This is a genomic window from Streptomyces sp. CB01580 (assembly GCF_001905795.1).
Taxonomy (GTDB): Bacteria; Actinomycetota; Actinomycetes; order Streptomycetales; family Streptomycetaceae; genus Streptomyces.
The window spans coordinates 26,473-49,005 of sequence record NZ_LIXJ01000038.1 but is presented as its reverse complement, the minus strand read 5'-3'; the positions used below and the strand labels follow the sequence as shown (position 1 = coordinate 49,005).

22 protein-coding genes and 2 pseudogenes are annotated in these 22,533 nt (G+C 69.0%); 17 read left to right on the top strand and 7 right to left on the bottom strand.

What is annotated here, in order from left to right; genetic code table 11:
* Positions 1–29: 29 nt before the first annotated feature.
* Positions 30–305, top strand: a pseudogene (locus AMK22_RS42510) (dihydrofolate reductase family protein); the annotation flags it as partial.
* Positions 235–660, top strand: a pseudogene (locus tag AMK22_RS33740) (hypothetical protein); the annotation flags it as partial. The pseudogenes AMK22_RS42510 and AMK22_RS33740, both read left to right, overlap by 71 nt.
* Before the next feature lie 140 nt (positions 661–800).
* Here AMK22_RS33740 and AMK22_RS33735 read toward each other — a convergent pair.
* Genes AMK22_RS33735 through AMK22_RS33725 form a run of 3 tightly spaced genes read right to left on the bottom strand, consistent with a single transcriptional unit; the run spans position 801 to position 3,755 of the window.
* Positions 801–2,246 (bottom strand): MFS transporter, encoded by a 1,446-nt coding sequence (locus tag AMK22_RS33735; protein WP_073791227.1) that lies wholly within the window; start codon positions 2,244–2,246, stop codon positions 801–803.
* Entirely contained in the window at positions 2,236–2,919 is a 684-nt protein-coding gene (locus AMK22_RS33730; RefSeq protein WP_073791225.1) for an SDR family NAD(P)-dependent oxidoreductase, read from the bottom strand. The genes AMK22_RS33735 and AMK22_RS33730 overlap by 11 nt, the downstream gene beginning before the upstream one ends.
* Positions 2,916–3,755 carry an acyl-CoA thioesterase gene (locus AMK22_RS33725; RefSeq protein ID WP_079186548.1) on the bottom strand — a complete coding sequence of 280 codons (840 nt, stop codon included), beginning with the start codon at positions 3,753–3,755 and terminating at the stop codon, positions 2,916–2,918. The genes AMK22_RS33730 and AMK22_RS33725 overlap by 4 nt, the downstream gene beginning before the upstream one ends.
* 346 nt (positions 3,756–4,101) lie before the next feature.
* Between AMK22_RS33725 and AMK22_RS33720 the strand changes: the two genes are divergently transcribed.
* From AMK22_RS33720 to AMK22_RS33710, 3 genes are all read left to right on the top strand, one after another.
* Complete coding sequence (locus AMK22_RS33720; protein ID WP_073791224.1) at positions 4,102–4,590, top strand: winged helix-turn-helix transcriptional regulator; 489 nt, start codon at positions 4,102–4,104, stop codon at positions 4,588–4,590.
* A gap of 404 nt (positions 4,591–4,994) precedes the next feature.
* Positions 4,995–5,423: a hypothetical protein gene (locus AMK22_RS33715; RefSeq protein WP_143203633.1), complete on the top strand. Its 429-nt coding sequence runs from the start codon at positions 4,995–4,997 to the stop codon at positions 5,421–5,423.
* Positions 5,424–5,444: 21 nt separating this feature from the next.
* Entirely contained in the window at positions 5,445–5,639 is a 195-nt protein-coding gene (locus AMK22_RS33710) for a hypothetical protein (protein ID WP_073791221.1), read from the top strand.
* 73 nt (positions 5,640–5,712) lie between these two features.
* Here the strand turns inward: AMK22_RS33710 and AMK22_RS41515 are convergent, their stop codons facing one another.
* On the bottom strand, positions 5,713–6,168 hold the full coding sequence (locus tag AMK22_RS41515) for a hypothetical protein (protein ID WP_242434275.1): 456 nt from the start codon (positions 6,166–6,168) through the stop codon (positions 5,713–5,715).
* Positions 6,169–6,840: 672 nt separating this feature from the next.
* Between AMK22_RS41515 and AMK22_RS42505 the strand changes: the two genes are divergently transcribed.
* From AMK22_RS42505 to AMK22_RS33690, 4 genes are all read left to right on the top strand, one after another.
* Entirely contained in the window at positions 6,841–7,137 is a 297-nt protein-coding gene (locus AMK22_RS42505) for a DUF6207 family protein (RefSeq protein ID WP_443333336.1), read from the top strand.
* Between the two features lie 441 nt (positions 7,138–7,578).
* On the top strand, positions 7,579–8,397 hold the full coding sequence (locus AMK22_RS33700) for a serine hydrolase (protein ID WP_242434274.1): 819 nt from the start codon (positions 7,579–7,581) through the stop codon (positions 8,395–8,397).
* Between the two features lie 478 nt (positions 8,398–8,875).
* On the top strand, positions 8,876–9,070 hold the full coding sequence (locus AMK22_RS33695; protein WP_199883385.1) for a hypothetical protein: 195 nt from the start codon (positions 8,876–8,878) through the stop codon (positions 9,068–9,070).
* A gap of 143 nt (positions 9,071–9,213) precedes the next feature.
* Positions 9,214–9,504 (top strand): lipoyl protein ligase domain-containing protein, encoded by a 291-nt coding sequence (locus AMK22_RS33690; RefSeq protein ID WP_199883384.1) that lies wholly within the window; start codon positions 9,214–9,216, stop codon positions 9,502–9,504.
* 18 nt (positions 9,505–9,522) lie between these two features.
* Here the strand turns inward: AMK22_RS33690 and AMK22_RS33685 are convergent.
* A protein-coding gene (locus AMK22_RS33685) for an IS3 family transposase (RefSeq protein ID WP_242434273.1) occupies positions 9,523–10,715 on the bottom strand; the annotation gives its coding sequence in 2 pieces (ribosomal slippage) (positions 9,523–10,451 and positions 10,451–10,715; 1,194 coding nt in all).
* 279 nt (positions 10,716–10,994) lie between these two features.
* On the opposite strand from AMK22_RS33685, the gene AMK22_RS41510 reads away from it, so the two are divergent.
* The 4 genes from AMK22_RS41510 (at position 10,995) to AMK22_RS33660 (ending at position 14,091) form a co-directional block, all read left to right on the top strand.
* Complete coding sequence (locus tag AMK22_RS41510; RefSeq protein ID WP_242434272.1) at positions 10,995–11,147, top strand: hypothetical protein; 153 nt, start codon at positions 10,995–10,997, stop codon at positions 11,145–11,147.
* Positions 11,148–11,552, top strand: a complete 405-nt coding sequence (locus AMK22_RS33675; RefSeq protein ID WP_242434271.1) for a hypothetical protein — start codon at positions 11,148–11,150, stop codon at positions 11,550–11,552.
* A gap of 698 nt (positions 11,553–12,250) precedes the next feature.
* The gene (locus tag AMK22_RS33665; RefSeq protein WP_073791216.1) at positions 12,251–13,483 is read left to right on the top strand and encodes a hypothetical protein; all 1,233 of its coding nucleotides are present in this window, start codon (positions 12,251–12,253) and stop codon (positions 13,481–13,483) included.
* 275 nt (positions 13,484–13,758) lie between these two features.
* Positions 13,759–14,091 (top strand): hypothetical protein, encoded by a 333-nt coding sequence (locus AMK22_RS33660; RefSeq protein WP_143203631.1) that lies wholly within the window; start codon positions 13,759–13,761, stop codon positions 14,089–14,091.
* A gap of 470 nt (positions 14,092–14,561) precedes the next feature.
* Here AMK22_RS33660 and AMK22_RS33655 read toward each other — a convergent pair whose 3' ends face one another.
* On the bottom strand, positions 14,562–16,712 hold the full coding sequence (locus AMK22_RS33655) for a DUF6351 family protein (RefSeq protein ID WP_242434270.1): 2,151 nt from the start codon (positions 16,710–16,712) through the stop codon (positions 14,562–14,564).
* A gap of 104 nt (positions 16,713–16,816) precedes the next feature.
* Positions 16,817–17,959: a mandelate racemase/muconate lactonizing enzyme family protein gene (locus AMK22_RS33650; RefSeq protein ID WP_073791211.1), complete on the bottom strand. Its 1,143-nt coding sequence runs from the start codon at positions 17,957–17,959 to the stop codon at positions 16,817–16,819.
* Positions 17,960–18,195: 236 nt separating this feature from the next.
* Here AMK22_RS33650 and AMK22_RS33645 point away from each other — a divergent pair, with 236 nt between their 5' ends.
* From AMK22_RS33645 to AMK22_RS33630, 4 genes are all read left to right on the top strand, one after another.
* Positions 18,196–19,197, top strand: coding sequence for a LacI family DNA-binding transcriptional regulator (locus AMK22_RS33645; RefSeq protein WP_073791210.1), 1,002 nt, complete (start codon positions 18,196–18,198; stop codon positions 19,195–19,197).
* A gap of 123 nt (positions 19,198–19,320) precedes the next feature.
* Positions 19,321–20,661, top strand: coding sequence for an ABC transporter substrate-binding protein (locus AMK22_RS33640; protein WP_158072115.1), 1,341 nt, complete (start codon positions 19,321–19,323; stop codon positions 20,659–20,661).
* The gene (locus AMK22_RS33635; RefSeq protein WP_199883382.1) at positions 20,633–21,616 is read left to right on the top strand and encodes a carbohydrate ABC transporter permease; all 984 of its coding nucleotides are present in this window, start codon (positions 20,633–20,635) and stop codon (positions 21,614–21,616) included. Before AMK22_RS33640 ends, AMK22_RS33635 begins: the two co-directional genes overlap by 29 nt.
* Entirely contained in the window at positions 21,613–22,491 is an 879-nt protein-coding gene (locus AMK22_RS33630; protein ID WP_073791207.1) for a carbohydrate ABC transporter permease, read from the top strand. The genes AMK22_RS33635 and AMK22_RS33630 overlap by 4 nt, the downstream gene beginning before the upstream one ends.
* Positions 22,492–22,533: the final 42 nt, after the last annotated feature.

Genomic DNA, 22,533 nt, shown 5'->3' with positions numbered 1-22,533 from the left:
CCAACGTGACAGTGCCGGCCCGCGGCCTCCTCGGTGATCTGGCGGACGTGTACGCGATGCCGCCGGTGAAGAGCTGGGAGATGCTGCTCGAGCATCTGTACACGGTGCACGGGGTACGCCGGCTGATGGTCGAGGGTGGCGGGCAGGTCCACACGCAGCTTCTGCAGCAGGGCTTGGCCGACGAGCTGCACCTCGTCGTGGCTCCGCTCCTCGTCGGACAGGCCGACGGGGATCGCCCTGGGCGTCCTGCTGATCGGTTCGGTGTCCGGGCGTCTCCCGGAGCAGTTGCGGGCGCTCGTGCTCGGGCTCGGCTCGGGGTGCGGTTTCGGGGTGGTGGAGGTGACCGTCCGGTTGATCGACGACCTGTCCCCGCCGGTGCTGCTCACCAACCCCGCCGTGTACGCGCTGCTGCTGGGCGGTGGTTCGGCATTCCTGTTGCTCACCTCGGCACTGCAACGCGGTTCGGTGACGACGGCGACGGCCGGCCTGGTGCTCGGCGAGACGATCGGCCCGGCACTCGTCGGCGTCGTCTGGCTCGGCGACCGCACCCGCGAGGGCCTGGGCTGGCTGGCGGTCGTCGGCTTCGTGGTGGCGGTGGCGGGCGCGCTGGCCCTGGTCCGGTTCGGTGAGGCGCCGCAGGACACCCCCGAACCGGTCTGAACCCGCCCCGCCCGCACCCGCCCCGCCCGCGCCCGGCGCGAACCGCGCCGGGCGGGCAAACGGGCGGGCAGGCGGGCAGGCGGTTCAGGTTCGTCGGCCCGGGTGGCGTTCGGCTTCCCGCCCTGCCTCGTTCGCCCCGGTCACCCAGCGGTTGCCCTGCGGCGGGACCAGGCCGACAGTCCGAGTGCCAGTACGGTGCTGGCGCCGAGGACCGCGACCGCGACCCAGGTGGTGTGGGTGACCGCGTCGGTGAAGGCGATGCGCGGGTCGCGGACGTGGGCGACGCGGTCCTCGAAGCGGGTGGTGACCAGTGTGCCGAGGATACTGGTGCCGAGGACGGCGCCGATCTGGCGGGCGGCGTTGACGGTGCCGCCCGCCTCGCCCTCGCGGCCGTGCGGGACGTGGCCGACGGCGAGGCCGGTGGACGGGGCGTTGGCGAGACCGCAGCCGAAGCCGAACAGGACGAAGGCAGCGACGTACCCGGCGAACGCGGTGCCCGGTCCGACCTGCGCGAAGAGGACGGCGCCGACGGCCGCGAACAGCAGGCCCGCCGTGATCAGGACGCGCGGCCCGAGCCGGCGCACCAGTATGCCGGCCAGGACCGAGGCGGCGATGAACGCACCGAACTCCGCAAGGAGTTGGACGCCCACCTGCAGGGCGGTCAGTCCCCGTACGCGCTGCAGCCACAGCACTTGGAGAAGGCTGAGACCGACGAAGCCGAACAGGACGGTCCCGGCCAGCAGGAGGGAGACGCTGTAGGAGGGATCGCGCATCAGCCGCAGGTCGACCATGGGGGCGGTGCGGCGCAGTTCGACCAGGGCGAAGGCGGCCAGCAGAACGACCGCTGCCACAACGGCGGCCAGGGCCCGTGCGGAGCCGTAGCCGTGGTGACCGCCGTCGATCAGCCAGTAGACCAGGAGTGCGAGACCTGCGATCGCGGTGAACTGTCCCGCCCAGTCCAGGCGCTGGGCCGGGTTGCGGGACTCGGCGACCTGGCCGAGCGCGACCGCCGCCGCGAGGCCCGCCATGACGAGGTTGAGCCAGAAGGCCGCGTGCCAGGTCCACCAGCGCAGTGCGAGGCCCGCGACGAGGGGGCCGATGGCCAGGCCGAGTCCGGAGGCGGCCGCCCATGCGGCGATTGCCCCGGCGCGGCGGCGCGGGTCGCGGACGGCGTGGGTGATCAGTGCGAGGGAGCTGGGGGTGATCAGGGCGCCGCCCAGGCCGGCGATCGCCTGGCCGGTGAGGAGGGTGGCCAGGTTGTCGGCGAGGAGCAGCACCAGAGCGCCTGCGGCCATCGCCGCGGTCCCGGTCAGGAAGACGCGCTTGCGCCCCCACCGGTCGGCCAGGGCGCCCGCGCCGAGTACGCAGGACGCCACGACCAGGGTGTACATGCTCGGCACCCACACCATGTCGGCCGGGGCGAGGCGCAGATCGGCCTGGACGGCGCCGAGCGTGCCGATGGTCTGGGTGGTCTGGAGGAACACCGTGAACAGTCCCAGGCACGCGGCGACGAGGACCGGCCCGGGGCGACTGCCGCGGGCGTCGTCGTGCTCCTCGGCCGTTGCGTCGCGCAGATCAGTGGTCATGGTTCGCTCCTCGGGACAGCATGGCCCTGGCCTGGCGGGTGACGTCTTCCGCGGGGGCTTCCTCGCGGACGGCCTCGACGGCGTCGAGGACCTGGTCGACCACATCGGCAGGGCTGATCTTGGTCTGGTCGACGTGGGCGGCTATATCGGTGTCGATGAACGCCGCGTGCACGGCGATCGTGAGGGTGTCCTGCGCGCGCCGGTCCTCGCGTACCGCGTTGGTCATCGACCAGGCGGTCGCCTTGGACGAGCCGATCTGCGGCAGCGTGTGCCAGGAGAGCACGGAGAGTGCGTTGATCAGTGCCCCGCCGTCGTTCTTTCCGAGAACGGGGGCAAAGGCGCGGCACATGGCGAGCTTGCCGAACAGGTTGGTCTCCAGTTCGTCGCGTGCCCCGTCGAGGGAGTCCGCGGTGAGCAGCGAACCGTCGCGCTGGATGCCCGCGTTGTTGACCACCAGGGTGGTGTCCGGGCAGCGCTCGGCGGCTGCGGCCACGGAGGCCGGGTCGGTGATGTCGAGGACGAGGGGTGTCAGCCCGGCGCCGGTCACGGCCTTCGTGTCATGTGCTGCCGCGTACACGGTGCGCGCGCCGTGCGCCAGCAGGCCGCGGGCGAAGGCGCGGCCCAGTCCGCGGTTGGCTCCGGCGACGAGTGCGATGGCTCCGCCGGTGTTCACAAGGTCTCCTGGGGGGCCGCCGTGGCCGAGGGGGAGGATGCGTCCTCCGCAGGGGCGTCCTGGACGACGCGGGCCTGCCGGGCGAGGGCCAGCATCCGGCCGTCGCCCGACCACACCTCGCTGTCGTCGACCGCCCAGCCGCTGCCGGCCTGTTCGGTACGGATCCGTACGAGGGCCCAGTCCGCGAGCGCCCCGGCGTCCAGCGTGTCGGCGAAGTGGATGGTCAGCTCGGCGGTCGGCACCGGGCGCGGGGTGCGCCAGCGCGCGAACAGAGCGGGCGGGAGGATATCGGTGAGGGTGACAACCGCGGCCTCGTCCAGCGGACGCCCGTCGGTGAATCGTACCCAGGCCAACAGCTCGGCCAGCTCGCCTCCGGCGAGGGGCAGCGCCTCGGTGGCGGGCCGGATCTCCACCTGCCGGGCGAAGGCCACGAGCCCGGCGGGCAGGTCGAGGGGCACGCAGTCGGCCGGCCCCGGCACCTGGGGGAAGGTCCGCCCGTCATAGCTGGGCCCCGGGTGGCCGGAGCCGAACAGCGCCGAGCCCGCGAGTACGGCGGCTCCGCCCTGATGGCCCGTGAAGAGGCAGGTCGAGGTCCGACGTCCCGCCCGGGGCCCGGTCAGGGACAGGCTGAGCGGACGGGTGTCGACAGGAGCGAGGAAGTGTGCGGTCAGGGCGCGGAGCGGGCGGCCCTGCCCGACGGCCCGTTCCCGCATGGCGGTGAGCGCCGCCGCCGCGACATGGCCCCCGTGGGCGCCCGCCCAGGACCTCCACAGGGGGTCGATCCGCGCCACCGCCTCATCGGTGACACACGTGCTGCCGGGTGGTGAAGTCCTCATTCCGGTCTCCTCGTTCGATCGAGCCCAAGGGAATGCCCGAGCCAGATAGTTGGAAAACAGGACTCACTATAGGGATGCGAGTTGGGAAAACAAACGCACTCTGGTGGAGACGTCCGCACTCGAACCGGCCTATCAACCCCGCAGGTCCGCCCGATGGGTCCATTTTTCCAACCGACTGGTCTATGATGAGAGGGCAACCGGCCCGGGAGGCAGACGATGGATCACGTACCGCGGGGCGGCGGATGAGCTGGGAACCTCCCGCGGCCGGCAGGATCCGCCCCCGGAGCGACGCCCGCATTCACCGTGCCGCGTCGGCACGCTGCCCACTCCCCGGAGGTCCACACCCATGACCGTCGCCGGCCCGCGCCCCTGTTCCATCGCGAACTCGCTCGCCGTCATCGGTGAGCGCTGGAGTCTGCTCGCGCTGCGGGAGGTGTTCTTCGGGGTGCGCCGCTTCGACCGGATTGCAGCGAACACCGGTGCCAGCCGGGACATCCTCACCGCCCGGCTGAAGAAGCTCGTGGAGAACGGCGTCCTGGCCAAGGAGCTCTACCAGGCCCACCCGCCGCGCTACGAGTACACGCTGACCGAGGCCGGACTCGCGCTGCACCCGGTCCTGCTCGCCCTCAAGGAGTGGGGCGACCGCTATGTGACCGAGGAAGAGCCCCCAACGGTGTTCAGGCACGACTGCGGCGCGGTCCTCCATCCGCGCACCGTCTGCGACGCCTGCAGCCGACCCGTCTCTCCCGACGGCACCCGCGCGGTCCGCATCGGCGGCGTCCCCCAGCACTCCGGGGCGGACGCTCCCGGCGTACCGTCGCCGACGGGCACATGATCATTCGGCACCTCCGTCGTCCGTTTGACTCGATGACCTGGTAGAAGAGATCGGCCTCAAGGTTGCGTTGCTCTTCACAGTCCGCTCCAGGGACGGGCGGCTGTCCGGGACGGAGCAGGTCGAGGGCCTGCTGGTAGGTCTCGTTGGTGTACCGCTGGCGGCGTCTGGCAAGCCGGCTGATGCGTCCACTGCGCATGACGAGGTCCTGGTTCTCCGTACCAGTCGGCCCTCCGGTACAGCGATCGGCCGTCATCCGGGTTGGTGATGTTCATGGTTGCGACGTGAAGCTGAGCTACTTCGCAGCCCGTAACTGAACGCCAGTGGATGGTGAGCAGCGTCAGTTCAGACGGGATCTGTGGTGGACCTCGAAGCGGTCGGTCGCTGATCAGGACAGGCATGAGGAGATGCGGCAGTGGCAGGAAGCTGCGCGGGCGGAGCAGGAGGCCCGCCAGCAGGAGCAGGAGGAGGCCGCGGAACGGCGCCGGAAGGAACTGGAGGAGCAGGAACGGGTGCGGAAGGCCGAAGAGAACGAACGTCGGCGGCTGCAGCGGGAGGAGGAGCATCGCGTCTTCATGGAACAGACGCGGCGACGGTGGGCGGAGGAGGACGCGCGCCGGGAGCGGGAGCGGGTGGAGCGTGAGGCACGTCTCGCCCGTGAGCAGGCCGAGCGTGAGGAGAGGGAGCGCCAGGACCTGGAGACCGCGCGCGCGTGGTGGGGCAGGCTGTCGTCGCAGCAGCAGACCGAGCTGTTCGCCGCCGTCGCCGAGCACGCCTGGCGGACGTCGAACCTGCGGGTGGAGATCCCGGAGAAGCCGATGATGTGGTCGCAGTAAGCCCGCGGCGTCCCGGTCCACGTGACCGACAAGCGGCAGTCGCTGTACGGGATCGTGCGGCCCTGCCCCGGCCTGGCCGCTGCCTGCCCCAAGCTCGCGGAAGAGCTGGTCCTGGCCCGCAGCGCCCAGGAGGCGCGCGAGCTCGCCGGCGTCCTTCCCCAGAGCCGGATCGTCCACCTCGGCCTGCCCGAGCGCGAACAGCTCACCATGTGCTGAGACGCCCGCCGGGGCCGGGGTCAGGGGGTGTCGCCGTCCTATCCCCACTGGAAGCAACCGTCCAGCCAACGGTTCAGCCCCTGCCCGCCGCGCCCCAGCCGCCCAGGAAGGCGGCCAGGGCGCGGCGTTGTTCTTCCACGCGGGTGATCTGCCAGGCGAGTACGGTGCGGTCGATGTACGGGGCGACGGCGGCGAGGAGCAGGCGCTGGAGTTCGGCCGGGTCCAGGGCCTCAAGCTCCCACTGCACGGGATGTGCGGGGTCGAGCCCGTAGCGGTCGGCGAAGGCCAGCCATCTCGGGTCGCCATGCTTGCCCTCGGCCGACGGCAGTCTGTAATCGATGGTCTGCTCGCGGGTCAGGAGCACCCGGCGGACCTCGCCCCAGCAGTCCTCGGTGCGCCGCACCCAGTCCCGTTCGATGTCCGCCCCGCTCGCGTCGAAATCGCCGCACCACAGCAGCGTGGCGCGGCCGTGCCGGGCGGTGCGGCGGCGTACGACGTCGGCGTAGGACTGAGGCGAAGCCGCGGACAACCAGGACCGTGATGCCGTACTCGGCCAGCCAGCCGGTGAGGAGCTGCCGGAGGGTGTCCTTCTCCGTTGCGACGTACACCGGGCGCTGGCCCTCGGTGCGGTCGAGGGCGAACCAGGTGGCGACCTCACGCAGAAACGCGCCCGCATCCGGCCAGGCCGACGGAACATGGACCTCGCGCAAGGGGTCGATCAGATCCGGGAAACGGCCCTCGCGGCGGGCCTGGGCGAGATGGGAAGACAGGCGCCGGTACATCGACGGGGTGTGCGGCAGCACTCCCTCGGAGACCAGCCGGTACATGACCTGGCGCAGCGTGACGCCGCCCTCGTAGCTCTCCACGATCTGCCGGGCCCGGTCCACGACGGCCGGCCACCGGATCCGTTCACGTGCCATACGGGTACATATGTACCCGCCCCCACCTCGAGGCGTGCAGGCCCGCACAGGGGTGCGGCCTTGCGGGGTGGTCGCTGGCCGCTCGCTGGGCCATTGGTACGGTTCCCCGGCGATGGTGCAGTCGGCCCGGTCCTGTCGGCGGGCACGGCTGCCCTTCATGTCTACGGGCCGGGAGCGGGTCGCGCGAGCGGTACTGGCCGGGTCGGTGACCGGGCTCCCTCGTACGGCTGATCACCATCCGGCTGGCGAACCGCAGGCGGGTCGGGGCCGTCCGTGAGGGCATGCAGAGCGATGTGCAGCACCTCGCCGGGCCGGGGCTCGTGGTCCTGGACATTGCCGCCGCGGACGGTGAGGCGGCCGCGTTCGCGTCCGAGCTGTCCGATGTCCTTCTCAACAGCTGCCAACTTCGGCTCTGTCTGGTGGCGTCGGGCGGCGATGGCTGCCACCGCACTCTCGGGTCTCATCGGCTCTCCTCGCCGGCCGCAGCCAGTCCTTGGGCCCGGAAGGCGGCGGAAGGATTCCGGTCTCCGCAGCGTCCCCGTAGCGCTACCCGGGCGCCTGTCCCTTGCAGGGCGTGAGCCGACCTGCCACCTCGCTGGTCGTGAGGGCGCCACCTCCGGGGCACTTTGGCGAATATCACACGAAACCAAAGCCCACCTGCCGCCTATTTCACCCTATATATCCAGAATGCCCGACCACGAGCCACGTATCGTCGCCGTTGGTATGTGAATTCTTAGGATTCGATCCGGTACGACTGAGCCCCGACTCCCACTCATCGATTCTCCGCAGCCCGGACAGATACCAGGGCGGCAATCTGCTGAAGCCCGGTTGGGCTGAGCGATTGTCAGCAATCACAGCGGGAGCCGACCCTCAGCTGGCCCCACAACGCGCGGCAAGGTGACCTTCGACACGCAGCGGGACAGGACACAGCCTTCATGTATGGATCACGAATATTGGCCTGCTCGCGGCGCTCTCTGGCCATTGCCCTGACCGCAAGCTCCTTGCTCACCGTATTGACCATGGCAACCCCGGCCTCGGCCGACACCGCCAGTGCCAGTGCCACGGTGGGGGGTGCGGAGGTCTTCTGCACCTCGAAGAGGCCGGGCCTGGCCTCCGAGCTTTCCCGTGACATCACCAGTGCTCTCGGCGGGCGAGAGGGCACATCGTCCCTGGCTCTGTACGACCGGATCACCGGAACCACCTGCGAGCTCAAGGCCGACACGCATTTCGACTCCGCCAGTGTGGTGAAGGTTTCAGTGCTCGGATCACTGCTGCGGCAGGCCGAGGAGGCACACCGGAAACTGACTCCGCGGGAGGTGGAACTGACCACCGCCATGATCACCAAGTCGGACAACGACTCCACCTCGGCCCTCTGGCACCAGATCGGCGCCGCCGGCTTCAGAAGGTTCCTCGCTCTGGCACAGATGCGGCATACCGTTCCCGGCTCCGGGAAGAGCTGGGGCCTCACCCAGATCACCGCCGGTGACCAGCTCCGGCTGATGCAGCTACTGACGACGGAGAACGCGGTGCTCGGCCCCGCGTCGCGCGGCTACGCCCTCGACCTGATGAATCACGTCACGCCCGGCCAGAAGTGGGGGGTGCCCGCCGGATCACCCGCCACGGCAACGGTGCACATCAAGAATGGCTGGCTGCCACGCACCGCCGGCGGATGGCGGGTTCACAGCGTGGGAGCCTTCACCGGCGGCGGTCACGACTACGGCATGGCTGTCCTCTCCACCGGCAGCCGCACCATGGACTACGGCATAGGAACCATCGAAGGAGCGGCCCGTGTCATCCACCACGACCTGAGCGGCGCGGGTTCTGCGGCGAGCCGCTGACCGGAGGGCTACCGGGTCCGGCTGATGCTCCAGGCATCGGCTACGACACCGAGCACCGGACTCCGCACCGGCCAGCAAGGTGGACGTCCGAAGGGCCAGCGGCTCAGGTCACGCCTGCCTGTTCCCTGGTCGGAGCCAATGGCCGCTTGGGGGTCGGAGTGGTGGGGTCGCCGCGGAGGAAGAGTGCCTGGGCGGAGGGGTCCTGCTCTTCCCCCGCGGCGAGTCGGGGCACGGAAAGGGGTTGTCCGGAACTCCGGCGGCCTACCGGGCGCAGTTCCCGGCCGGTGCTCCGCCCGCGCGAGGGCCTCCAGAACCTTGCCGCGGAGCGGAGCCTGCTGCTGCTCGTGATCGCTCATCCCTCCAGGAACCACGGATCGGCTGTGGACAAGGGGAGAACGTCCGCGCAGGTGGTCGTCGGTGCCGCGGGTGCGTGTCCGTACGGTGGGAGGTATGACGACGTCCTCTGCCCCCCGAGCTGGTGCCGGTCCCCATCCGGGTGCTGCTGCCCGGGGACCAGGAGGTCGTCGCGCACCTGTGGGCAAAGCGCCAGGTGCGCGACGGCTGGCTGTACGAGGTCGGCCTACCGGCGTACCGCAACGGCCCCGGGGACGCGATGGAGCCTGCCGAGTACCGAGTCTGGGTGCGCGCCCCTGACCACGTGCAGCCGGGGTAGCCGGAGACCATTGCTGATCTCCGGCTACCCGACCACACCCTGATCGGGCAGACCGTGGACCTGGTGCCAGCGCTCCAGCGTGGTCTGGGCGCGGGGCCCGTCGTAGATCGGCGCATCGAGGACGTCGCTGGCTGGAGGAGGGCTTGGTCAGTGCCCTCGACTCGCTGGGCTTGCAGGCCGTCCGACGGGACACCCCGCCCAGGGCCCAGAGCCTGGTCGGGGTCTGGACGCCGGAGCACAAGAAGATCGCGTCGATCGGTATGAGGATCCGCGGCGGCGTGACAAGCCACGGGTTCGCTCTGAATATCGCACCGGACCTGGCCGCGTTCTCGACGTTCACGGCCTGCGGACTGCCCGAGGTCGCCATGACCTCCCTTGCGGAAATGGCCGCCGCCCTGGGCAAGGCCGCGCCTGAGCTGCCCCGAGTTTCGTAGAGTCCGATCTTGATTGGTTCAGGCGGACTGCGGGGTTTGTTCCTGGCTGCGCCAGAAGGCTTCCTCGTACTCGGCCGGCGGCACGTAGTCGAGCGCGGAGTGAAGGCGTTCTTCGTTGTACCAGGTGATCCACTGGAAGATCGCCCGCTCGACCTGGTCGACGCCCTTCCAGGGACCCTGCATCTCGATCAGCTCGGCCTTGAAGGTCTCGTTCAGCGCCTCGGCCATCGCGTTGTCATACGAGTCCGCGACGGAGCCGACGGAGGCGGAGGCGCCGATGTCGGCGAGCCGGTCGGTATACCGAATTGATACGTATTGCGACCCGCGATCGCTGTGGTGTATCAGTCCGGAGTCCTTCTTGATCCGGCGCCGCCAGAGCGCCATCTCCAGGGCGTCCAGAGGGAGTTCGGTCCGCATGTGGTTCGCGACCTGCCAGCCGACGATCATCCGCGAGTACACGTCCGGGACGAACGCCACATACGCCCATCCCGACCAGGTGCGGACATCCGTCATGTCCGCGACCCACAGCTGATCGGGCCGGGAGGCGGTGAAGTCGCGGTCGACCAGGTCCGGCGGACGCGGCGCCGACGGTTCCGGAATCGTGGTCCGACGCCGCCGGCCACGGATGACGCCCTCCAGGCCCAGCTCGGCCATCAGCCTCTCGACGGTGCAGCGGGCCACCCCGTGGCCCTTGCGCCGAAGCGCGCGGGTGATCCGGCGGGCGCCATAGGTGCCGCCCGACTCCGCGTGGACCTCCTCGATCAGCGGCATGAGCTGCTCGTCCCGGAGCCGGCGGGCCGACTTCGGCCGCTTCTTGTGGGCGAAGTACGTCGACGGTGACAGCTCCAGCACCCGGCAGACGGGATCGACCCCAAGGCCCCTCTCGCGCAGGTGGTCGATCACCTGCTCGGCCTCGTCCGGGGACGGTCGATCTCCTGGGCAAAAAACACCGAGGCGGCTTTCAGGATCTCGTTCGCCCGCCGCAACTCCGCTACTTCTTTGCGGAGTTGCTTGAGCTCGTCCAGCTCGGCGGTGGTGAGCCGGTCGTCCCGCTCGCCGCGGTCGGCCTCGGCCTGGCGGACCCAGCCTCGCAGGGCCTCCTTGTGGATGCCCAGGTCCTTCGCGACGTGCGCGATCGGGCGGCCGGTGGTGCGGACCTCGCGAATCGCGCGCTCGCGCAGTTCGTCCGGATATTTACGGGGTGCTGCCATGTTGCTGGTGGATCTCCTTCGCCAGGACCGTAACCCTGGCATCAGGGACTCCACAAATCTCAGTACAGCTCACTCACACTCCTCGAACCCCAACTTCGACGCAGCCGCGCCTACTACACCGTCCAGCTCGCCGAACTCCAACTCGCCCAGGGCAACACCACCACAGCCGCCACAACCGCAGCCACGATCGACACCAACCACATCAGCAGCCAGAACATCACCGACCGGCTCGCCGCACTCCGCCACACCCTCACCGCCGCATAGGAGAACCACCCAGCCGTGACCGACATACAACTCCGCCACCACACCACCCACCACACCCCCGGCCTGCGCACCCTCCTCCTGGACATCTACACCGACGTCTACGCCGAGCCGGCACGAACCGACCCGTTCTGCGCCGTCGACCGCTTCGCCGAAGGCCTCGACAACTGAATGACCCGACCCGGCTGGACCTGCACCATCGGATACGACAACGACCAGCCCGTCGGCTACGCCTACGGAGCACCACTTCCCCCCGGCACCGCTTGGTGGCGCGGCCTCCTCACCGACGTCCCCACCGACATGGTCACCGAGACCGGCACCCGCACCTACGCACTCAGCGAACTCATGGTCCGCACCCCCTGGCGCAGGACCGGCACCGCCCGCCGACTCCACGACGCCCACCTCGCACCACGACCCGAGCGACGCGCCACCCTCCTGGTCGACCAGACCCACCCCAAAGTCCACGCACTCTACGCAACATGGGGCTGGCAAACCCTCGGCGACCTACGCCCCAGACTCCCCGACGCACTGCTCTTCCACGCCATGCTCCTGAACCTCCCACCACGCCGACCCTGACCCGACCGGCCTTGGCACGTGTACGGCGGGGCCTCACCCGATGCGATACCGCGAGGACGGCACACCGCCCTGCCCAAGACCGACGGCCGCGGCGCCCTCGCCGAAGTCATCCCTCCGCGAAGCCGCCCGGTGCCTGTCCACACCGCTCGAAGGCACCGCCCGCTGGGCCCAGAACCGCGCCCGCCTCGTCCAGGCCCTCTACACAAGGCTGGACCGCCTCACAGAGAGTGCCCGGGCCGCGCCCGTAGCAACGGCCATCATGCCGTCCTGTGACCGCAGGAACGAATACGGCGCCCGCCCTGGGCGTATCCCCGGAGCGGGCGCTTTGCGTACTGGTGGCTTCTGTTGAACCTGTTTGTCGAGCCGCTGGGCGCGCCGATGAGCCCGGACGGCATCACGAGCTGCGGCGGCTGTCGAAGCGGGCCGGGCTCTCGCGGGTCGTGACCCGCACATGCTCACGCCCGCTATGGCCAGCAACGTCGCGGACAGGTGATCAGGAAGGACGGCGCACCATTCGGGGCCCACCGTTTCCGTAACTGCGGAGCGCTCGGTGTGGCGCGCAGCGCCCATGGTGAGTTGTCTGGTTCCAGCCATGGCCAGTTTCGGACAGTCAATGCCCGTTCACTAATTGGCAGTTTTGATCACACACTGGCGACGCCCGCGGTTCCCCCTACTGGGCACCTTCGTGAGGAGTCCCTGTGAAGAAGACCCTGTCCATGGCGGCGAGCCTGGCCATCGCCGCGACCTGTGCCTTCGGCGTGTCGCTTCCTGCGCACGCCGCCGACACGACCGGGACAGCGACCCCCACCGGCCGGTCGCTGCCGTCGTCCGTCGACACCTCCGGAATGGACCCGCAGACCAAGGCCATCGTCGACAAGATCCAGGCCGAACTGCCCGCTGACTGGGAGTCCCGCCTCGATGCGACCCGTGCGAGGTACGGCCTGAACGAGTCGCCGTGGAGCGAGATCCGCGACAGCGTGATCAACCCCGGCGACTCCCCGTGCCAACGGACCGAACTCACCACGTACGCCAGCTCTCTCCTCGATGGCGCGCACCCAGGTATTGTCGGAAACCTCCGGTTCTACGGTGGCTTCGACTGGGCGTCCTTCGACGCGCTGATCTCCGGTACGGAGTCGAAGTCGAACACCTTCGGCGTCAACGGCGAGTACACCCAGAAGCTCACCGCCGAGGCGAAGAACCTCAAGCGTTTCTGGGACATCGACTCCGCGGGTATCCAGGTGATACCCATGCACGGAAAGGATGTCCTCTCCAGCCCCGAGCGGCTCGCCCACACGCTCTCCGTGATGTACGGCAACCCGATCGACGAGGCCCCGCGCGAATGGGCGCTCGGCCTGGCCGAACTGTTCATCGAGCTGATCGACTCGGACCCGGTGCTCCAAGGAGGCGCGAACCCTATCTTCACCTTCAACGCCTTCGCCTACAGCGAGAAGGGCGACCCGGAGCCCATGGGCATCTCCGACCGGATCGTCATGGGTGACGGCATCCTGCAGGGCATGGCCGCAGTGGGCCTGGGCGATGTCGCGCCGAAGGGCATCATGAGCCACGAGTTCGCTCACCATGTGCAGTTCCAGAAGGACCTTTTCGAGAGCGACCTGACCGGTCCGGAGGCCACCCGCCGCACCGAGCTCATGGCCGACGCGTTCGGCACGTACTACCTGACCCACGCCCGCGGCGAGTCGCTGAACGCCACCCGGCTCCTCAAGTCCGCGAAGTCGTTCTACCAGGTCGGCGACTGCAGCTTCACCAGCTCGGGCCACCACGGCACGCCGAACCAGCGTCTCGCTTCGTCCAGTTGGGCGGCGAGCGTGGCCAACGACGCCGCGAACCAGGGGCACATCCTGCCGTCGCTCAAGCTCGACGAGCTGTTCGAGGCCAAGCTCCCCGACCTGGTCAAGCCGGACGCCGGCTGACGGCTGCGCTCCCGCCGCAGGGCGACGATCGCCTGAGCGGCCGAAGACCCGCGGGGGCGGGCCGGACCACGCACCGGCCCGCCTCCCACGCCCATCAATCGATCAACACCGCACCAACGTGGCAACGCCTGCCGAAGCGTTCGGCATGCGCAGGCGATCCTGGGTTCGTGGTGAGAGGGGCCCTGGCCGGGAGAATCCGTGTGGAGCGAGCGGCTGCAGCTGATGGCACCCGACGACGACATCGTCTGGCGTGCCGCGGCGCGGGATGCGGTGGCATGTCCCGAAGCCGTCACGGTGGCCTCGGTCCTGACCGGCCCGGCGTTCAGCAGCAGGTGCTCGATGACACGGACCGGCATCCGCCGCAGTCGCTCGCCGATGTCCCCGGCCTCGTCAACGAACTGGCCCGGCGCCTCGAGCGGCCGTGGATCGTCGGTCGCCTCAGCGCCGCCACAACAGGACCGCTGAACGCATGGGTGCGCGCCTGGGTACGCACCCGCGCCGGGCACAAGCCGAAGACACCGAGCATGTGGCGGGTCTCCCCGGCTCACCGGCCCGCGCCGATCTCCCGGCTCCTGGCGGAAAGCCGGCCCGGGAACGAGCACCCGTGAAACCGAAGCCGCCGGCGGCCCCGGACGCCACCCAGCAGGCCACGAAGGGCTTCGCTCGCGGCCTGCGTCATGCCCGTGTCTACGCCGCCGGGCACGGCAGCCTGTGCGCGCCCAACACGGGCTTCGCCGTTGGCCTGTGGCTCGCCAACCAGCGCGCCAGCCAGTTCCCGGACCGAATGGAGGAAGTGCTTTCCGGCCATCAGACCCGCGCTCCCCTCGTCCGCCGCGTCCGGTCCCCGGCCAGGCGCTGGAGACGGCCCGCCGGGGCCGGGAAAGCCGCCAGGCCGCCCCCACACCCCGGTGCTCTCCTCCCTCACTGACGACAAGGAGAGGGGAGGAGAGGAAGGGTGACGCTGCTTCAGCGGACCGGAAACAGGTGCTGACCTGGACGAACGCGGGAGATCACCACCACTGGCACCAAAGCGGGAGGGCGCACCTGCCCCCGTTTTGGCTCACCTGCCGCGATCCTGTCACTTCCGGTCGAAGGAGAGCCATGTACCGGCGAGGTCCTGCTGGCCCACCCCGGGCTTGGACCAGTCGCAGACACCGTCCCGGAAGATCGCCGTAAGATCCTTCAACTCGCCTTCGGTGACCGGCACTCGGTAGTCCGAGCGGTCCACGGGACGCTTGCGGCACTTGACGATGTCGTTGGCCACATCGGCCCCGGCCACCATCCGCGGCGAGGTCCACACCGGGTAGAAGGTGTTGCACTCGGTGTTGTCGATGCCCTCGACCTGGGGCTCCTCGATCTTCTTCGCACCGATGCCACGGGTCCAGCAGGCGTCGGTAAGACCTTGCGGCTTGTTGCGGACGATCTTCTCGATGGGCGTCTCGTCGCCGGAGTCCGCCTTGATGCCGGTGAGCCACTGGTCCATGTCAGACAGCATCCCGGCAAGCGTGAATCCGTGCCCGCTGGAGCGGGTGAGCATGATCTGGTTGGCGTGGGTGCCGTTGGCCTTGTCCAGGCGCGCCCGGGTGGAGAAGGAGTGGAAACGCATGTGCATGTCGCCGGTGGCCGCGTCGTCGGTGTAGTCGCGGTAGTCGATGATCGGGACGTCGGCAAGGCCACCACCGCCGTTCAGCATGCGGCCCGTGCGGTAGGCGAGCCGTACCGCCTTGAGATCGGCGACGGTGCGCGCCGCGGCGGGCTTGGCGTCGTCGTCGAGGCCGCCGATGCGCCGGTTCAGGTCGATGAACTGGGCCATGTCGATGGTCCCCTTGTTCAGGGCCTCAAGTCCGTACTGGATACCGGTGTTGTCGAGCGGCCTGCGCGCCTTCCCGGTCTCCGGTACCTCGCCGTAGACGTTCACGGTGTGGCTGTAGACATCACAGCGGGCACCGTCCGGGTTGGTGCCGGGGTTGTAGCGCTGTGCCGCGGGCAGCTGGGACGGGCAGTACACCGTGGGGTCGATGCGGCCGGCGGCGCGGGCCAGGCTGCCGATGCTCTCCCACTTGCCGAACCCGGAGACCGCTCGCTGCTGCTCCTCGGTGAACGCGTCCGGCGCGACATCCTTGAAGTAGTGGTTCAGGAGCTGGGCGTCGCTGAGCGTCTGTATCGTTCCGAAGCCGACATCGGGAAAGCTGCAGCCGGAGAGGATGCCGTCCAGCAGACCCGGGTAGTTGTCGGCGATCTGATGAGTCTGGTACGAGCCGCCGGAGCAGCCGTTTCCGATGGTGAAGGCCGGTTCGCCGTACGTCTCCATGAAGCGTTCCTTGACCATGCTCATGGTCTCGGCCGCCAGCACATCGTTGCAGTTGTTGCCGAACACGTTGAGCGTGGACGAGGCGACGCCGTAGCCCTTGCTCAGATACGCGTCGTTCATGATACCGACGGTGTTTCGGCCCTGGACGTACCAGCCACCGTTGCAGCCCCCGCCGAAGCCGTACACGAGGCGCCCGTTCCAGCCCGGCTCACGTTGCAGCGGGTCGGGGGCGGCGGACTGCGGATCGTGCAGCACGGCCGTCTCGTAGATGCCGCGGTTGATGGTGCCGGTCTCGACGCGGACGATGTACGGCACCTTCTTGCCCGTGCTCGTCGTGGCCGTGGCCAGGTCTGCGGGGCGGGCGCTCTCGTCGGGCAGCGGAACGAACTTGCCGGCCGTGGTGCGGTACATGTAGTCGACGCGGGTGCTGACCGAGCAGTCCTTGTCGAGCGGCTGCCCGAGGGTGTCGCCGGTCACCGTCTTGAACTCGGCGGTGTCGCAGACGAACGGCTGCTCGTGCGGCCCGGAGAACATCGGCCCCGTGATGGGGTGGTTCTTCAGGGTCAGCTGTCCGGCGTCGGCGCCCGGAGCCCGGGCCGTCAGTGTGTTGTCGCCCTTGGACAGCTCCTTCACCACACCCATCAACGCATGGTCGCCGGAGGGCCGGAAGCTCGACGTCACGTCCCGGCCCGCCACCTCGACCCGGACTCCGTCGGCCGCTACGGAGGCGGGCACCTCGACACGTATCAGGGCGTCGTCTCCCGACACCATGCCGGGCCGCGATGACACGGCCGTCACCTGTAGCTTCTCGCGTTCCTGACTGCCGGCCGGCGTCGCCGAAGCGCCGATCAGCACACCCATGAACGCTGTGCCGACAAGGACCAGTTCGACCGGTCTCGCGGCTCGTGTGAATGACACCACGGAATTACCCTCGCTTCTGAAGTCTGAGGTCGTGCTCGGAGATGGTGCTCGCAGTACGGACACGGGCTTCGGGCCCGCGCGGCCGACCGGCTCCGGCCCGGCTACCAGTTGGTGAACGCCCCGTCCGTCGTGCGCAAGTGCGGGCGCTCGGCCGCCGTGGCCTGGTAGCGGCGTGCCGCCTCCCGGTCGATGTCGACGCCGATGCCCGGCAGTTCGCTCAGCTCCACCCGTCCCGGCACGATCGTCGGCCTCGCGGTGAAGAGGGCGGCGATGGCCGGGTCGGGGTCGGTCTGGTGCTCCTGGATCGCCATATTGGGGCAGGCCAGGTTGAGTTGGAGCGAGGAGGCGGCGGTGACCGGGCCGAGCGGGTTGTGGGTGGCGAGCTTGATGTGGTGGGCCTCCGCCATCGCCGCGATCTTCTTCGCCTCGGTCAGACCCGCGGCCACCCCGACGTCCACTCGCGCGTAATCGATGAGGTCGTCCTCGATGAGTGTCCTGAACTCCCATTTGGATCCGTACTGCTCACCTGCGGCCAGCGGCACACCCGTGCGGGCCCGCAGCATGCGATAGCTGTCCGGGTTCTCACAGCGCAGTGGGTCCTCGACGAAGTACGGGCGGGCCGCCTCGATCTCTCGGCACAGGGTCAGCGCCTCCGGCGGATCCAGGCGGGTATGGACGTCGAGGATCAGCTCCACCTCGTCGCCGACCGCGTCCCGGACCTCGTGGAAGAGGCCGACCGAGTCACGCAGGCAGCGGCGGGCGTCGAGCGTGCCGTCGGCGTCGTGCGGCGAGGCGAACCGCAGATGGCGCCAGCCCTCGGCGACCAGGCCGCGGCAGCGGTCCAGGAACCGAGCGCGGTCGTCGTAGCCGTCACCGACATGCACATAGGCGGGCACGTGATCACGCACCCGGCCGCCGAGGAGTTCGTGCACCGGTACGCCGAGCGCCTTGCCGCGGATGTCCCAGAGGGCCACGTCCACCGCCGCGATGGCGGCTCCGAGTATGCGGTCGGCGGGGAAGAACCCGCGCCGGAACATCACCTGCCAGAGGTGCTCGATGCGCCGTGGGTCCTCGCCGACGATCAGCTCCGCGAGGTGGTCGAGACCACCCGCGACCGCTCGCTGACGCGACCTGATGCCGACCTCGCCCAGACCGTGGATGCCCTCGTCGGTGTCGACCACGACCAGCATCATGCTGTCTCCGTGGTCGGGGAGAGTCAGCACTTCCAGGCCGGTGATCTTCATGCCACTCCTCTATGAAAACGTTCCCGCAATTTCAGTGCCGTTCTTGAGAACACATCATTGGCAGCAGTTCGGCCGCAAGGCAAGACCCATGCATGCAGAAGGTTTTCCTCGGCGAAATACTCCTGACACATGTCTTGACACGCACCGGGAACGTTCGCAAACATCAACCGCATTCGCAGGATCCAGATGCGAGAGGACCGGGATCCCCCGGCTCAGGACGACGAGGAGGCCCACCCGTGGCAGTAACGATCCGGGAGGTGGCGAGCGCCGCGGGCGTCTCGGTGTCGACGGTGTCCCGTGCGTTCACCGCACCCGACCAGGTGCAGCCGACGACCCGGCAGCGCATCCTCGACGCCGCGGCCGAGCTCGGCTACTCCCCCAACCCGGCGGCCCGTTCACTGCGCGGCAGCGGCACCGGTACGCTCGGCCTGATCGTCCCGGACATCGCCAACCCGTTCTTCCCGCCGATCATCAAGGCGATGCAGGCCCGCGCCCGGCACCTGGGCTACACGGTTCTGGTCGCCGACAGCGACGAGCGCGAAGCCGACGAAATGGCGGCCATCGCGGCCGTGTCGAAGCGGGTCGACGGCCTCATCCTGTGGGCTTCCACCCTCACCGAGGACCGGCTCCACGAACTCGCGGGCCGGATGCCGCTGGTGGTGGTGAACCGTCACGTACCGGGCATCCCCGAGGTCCGGATCTCACTGGCCGCCGGCATCGCGCAGGCCGCCGAACAGCTGAAGGCGTACGGCCACCGGCGCTGCGTCTTCATCAACGCGTCCCGCGCCGAGCTGAGCCGCGGCAAGTCCATCCAGGAGTCCTTCGAAGCGCTCGACCTCTCCCTGTCCGAGCTCGGGCCGTACGAACCACGGTTCGAGACGGGCGTGCACGCCGCCACCCTCGTCGCCGCCCACGAGGCGACGGCCGTGATCGCCCACAACGACGTTGTCGCCCTGGGCGTGCTGCACCAGATGGCCAACCTCGGTGTGAGCGTCCCGCGCGACGTCAGCGTCATCGGCATCGACGACACACTGCTCGCCTCCGTCTCCACCCCCAGCCTCACCACGATCCGGATCGACCCCGAAGAGATCGCCACACGTGCGGGGGATCTCCTGATCGAGACGATCGCGAACACAACAGGCCGCACCGGACGGGGTCCCGATGCCGCCTCCCCCATCGTGGAGATCGGCTCCCGCCTGATCCCCCGCGCCTCGACGGGCCCCGCACCCGCCCACTGACCCACCCGCGGCGCACACCACCGCAACGACCAAAGCACTGCACAACGCCGCACCGAACCCACTCCTGCCCTTCTTGGAGCCGTTATGCCCAGAAACTCCCGCTGTGCGGCCATACTTGGCTGCATGGCGCTGACCGCGACCCTCGCGGGCTGTTCCTCCCTCACTCCGAGCAGCGCCGGCGGGGACGGCGATCTCGTACTGCGGGTGCAGGGCATGCCGCCGGCCACCGACAAGCCGGGGGTCGCCCTGTTCAAGAAGCAGGTGGCCGACTTCGAGAAGGCCAACCCGGGCATCAAGGTCAAGGGTTCGACCACGGTCTTCGACCCGCTGACGTTCTCCGCGAAGCTGTCCGGCGGCAATGTCGAGGACATCATCAAGGTGCCGCTGACCGAGCCGCAGCGGCTCATCCAGCAGAAGCAGGTGCAGCCGATCACCGGGCAGCTCAAGGAGTGGGAGCACTTCAAGGAGTTCAACCCCCAGGTGCTCCAGCCGCTGACCGACAGCGCCGGCGACGTGTACGGCGTACCGCAGAACCCGTACGCCCAGGGGCTGGTCTACAACCGCGAGCTCTTCGAGAAGGCCGGCCTGGACCCCGACCGCCCGCCGACCACCTGGGCGGGGGTCCGTACCGCCGCCAAGAAGATCAGCGACAAGACCGGCAAGGCGGGGTTCGTCCATGAATCCAAGGACAACCAGGGCGGCTGGCAGCTGACGATGCTGTCGTACGCCTTCGGTGGTGAGCTGCAGAAGGAGCAGGGTGGCAAGTACACCGCCACGCTCACCGGGGAGCCGACGAAGCAGGCGTTGCGGCTGCTCAAGGACATGCGCTGGAAGGACGACTCGCTCGGCAAGACCCTGCTCAACAATCAGAACGACGTGATCAAGCAGTTCTCGGCCGGGCAGGTCGGCATGTTCATGGGCAGCCCGGGGACGTACCGGCTGGCGAAGATGCAGTTCGGCATGGAGAACACCGACGCCTTCGGAGTGGCCCCGATGCCGCAGTCCGGCGGCGACGCGACACTCACCGGCGGCGACATCTACATGGTTCCGAAGTCCGCCGACAAGAAGCACGCGGCAGCGGCCGTGGAGTGGCTGACGTTCGCCTATGCCAAGCCGCAGTACAGCACCGACATCGCCGCCGAGCAGGCCAAGACGCTGTCCGCCGACCCGAAGTCCGCGGTGGGCGTGCCGACGCTGCCGGTCTTCGACAGGAAGCGGCAGACCGAGATCGATGCCGCGATCAAGCCGTACGTCAATGTGAAGCTTCAGCACTTCAAGCCGTACATCGACGGCCTCTCCACACTGAAGCTGAAGCCGGAGCCGCCGTACCAGGCACAGAAGCTGTACACCGTGCTCGACCCGGTGGTCCAGGCAGTGCTCACCAAGCGCGACGCCGACATCGACGCCCTGTTGGCCGCGGCCGAGAAGGACGTCAATGCCAAGCTCGCCGCGGACCAGAAGTAGCCGGCCCGTGGCTCTGCTCACTCCGTCGCGGCGCCCGGCCGCCGTGTCCAAGGAGCCCGTGCCGCGCGCCCTGCCTCGGCAGCGTGGCACCGGCGCCCGCAAACAGTTCACCGCCTGGCTGTTCCTCGTCCCCGCACTGCTGATCTTCGGGCTCTTCGCCTGGTGGCCGATCGCGCGCAGCCTGCTGCTCAGCTTCCAGAAGACCAACCTCGTCGAGCCCGCGGTCTGGATCGGCCTGGACAACTTCCGTGCCCTGTTCGACGATCCACTGCTGGGGACCGCCGTCGGGAACACCCTGTTCTTCGTGGCCCTCGGCCTGCTGATCGGGTTCCCGGCGCCGCTGGTCCTGGCCGCGATCATGTCGACGGTGCGGCGGGGCGCGGGCGTCTACCGCTTCCTGGTGTATCTGCCGGTGGTCATCCCGCCGGTCGTGGCGATCCTGCTCTGGAAGTGGTTCTACGATCCCGGGAGCGGGCTCTTCAACAACGCCCTCGGCAAGATCGGGCTCGGCCCGTACTCGTGGCTGGAGTCCTCCGACAGCGCCATGCTCTCGCTGGTCCTGGAGGCCACCTGGGCGGGCATGGGCGGTGCCGTTCTGATCTACCTCGCGGCGATGGTCGGCATCCCCGGCGAACTCTATGAGGCCGCCGAGATGGACGGTGCCGGGATCTGGCGGCGCATCTGGCATGTGATGCTGCCTCAGCTCCGTTCCGTCATCGGGCTGTTGCTGCTGGTCCAGCTGATCAACACGGTGCAGGTCTTCACCGAACCGTATGTCTTCACCGGCGGCGGGCCCGAGAACTCCACCCTCACGGTCCTGCTGCTGATCTTCCGGTACGCCTTCCAGGACGGCGAGTACGGCCAGGCCGCCGCGCTCTCCTTCCTGATGGTGCTCGCCCTCGCCCTGCTCTCCGCGGTCTATCTGCGGGCCACCCGCAGCTGGAGCACGTCATGACCACGCTCACCACCTTCGTCTCCACCAACGACCGCCAACGCCCCGGCGTGCGCGCGGCAGTGCGCTCCGTCCAGGTGTTCACCCTGATCCTGCTGCTGCTCATCGGCATCGGACCGCTGTACTGGATGGTCAAGGGCGCGGTCTCCCCGCCCACCGAGCTCACGACCCAGCCCCTGGCCCTCTGGCCGGACCGGCCGGCTCTGGGCAACTTCTCGACGGCGTACACCGATCTGAGTGTCGGCCGCTATCTGATGAACACCCTCCTGGTGGTCGGCGGATCGTGGTTCGTGCAGCTCTTCGTCTCGGCCACGGCGGGCTTCGCGCTCTCGGTGCTCAGGCCGAAGTTCGGCAAGGTCGTCTACGGGGCGATCCTCGCCACGATGTTCGTGCCGTACACGGTGAACATGGTCAGCCTCTTCATGACCATGATCGATGTACCGTTCCTCCACCTCAACCTGGGCGACACCTACTGGGCGATCTGGCTGCCGGCCGGCACGAACGCCTTCACGGTGCTGCTCGCCAAGCAGTTCTTCGACGCCCTCCCGAAGGAGCTGTTCGACGCGGCGCGGGTCGACGGGGCAAGTACCCGGCAACTGCTCACCAAGATCGTGCTGCCCATGAGCAAGCCGGTGCTCGCCGTGATCAGCCTGCTCGCGGTGATGCACTCCTGGAAGGACTTCATCTGGCCGCTGGTGGCCATCACCGACCCCGAGCGGCAGCCGATCAGCGTCGCGCTGTCCCAGCTCGCCACGCAGGCCCCGCAGGACCAGCTGATCGCCACGATGGTGCTCGCCGTCGCCCCGCCGGTGCTCGTCTTCGTCGTCTGCCAGAAGTACATCGTCGCCGGGCTCGGCTTCACCGGGGTCAAGGGCTGACTTCCGCCGGAGCCGGCGGCCGAGCCCCGGCTCCCCCCCACC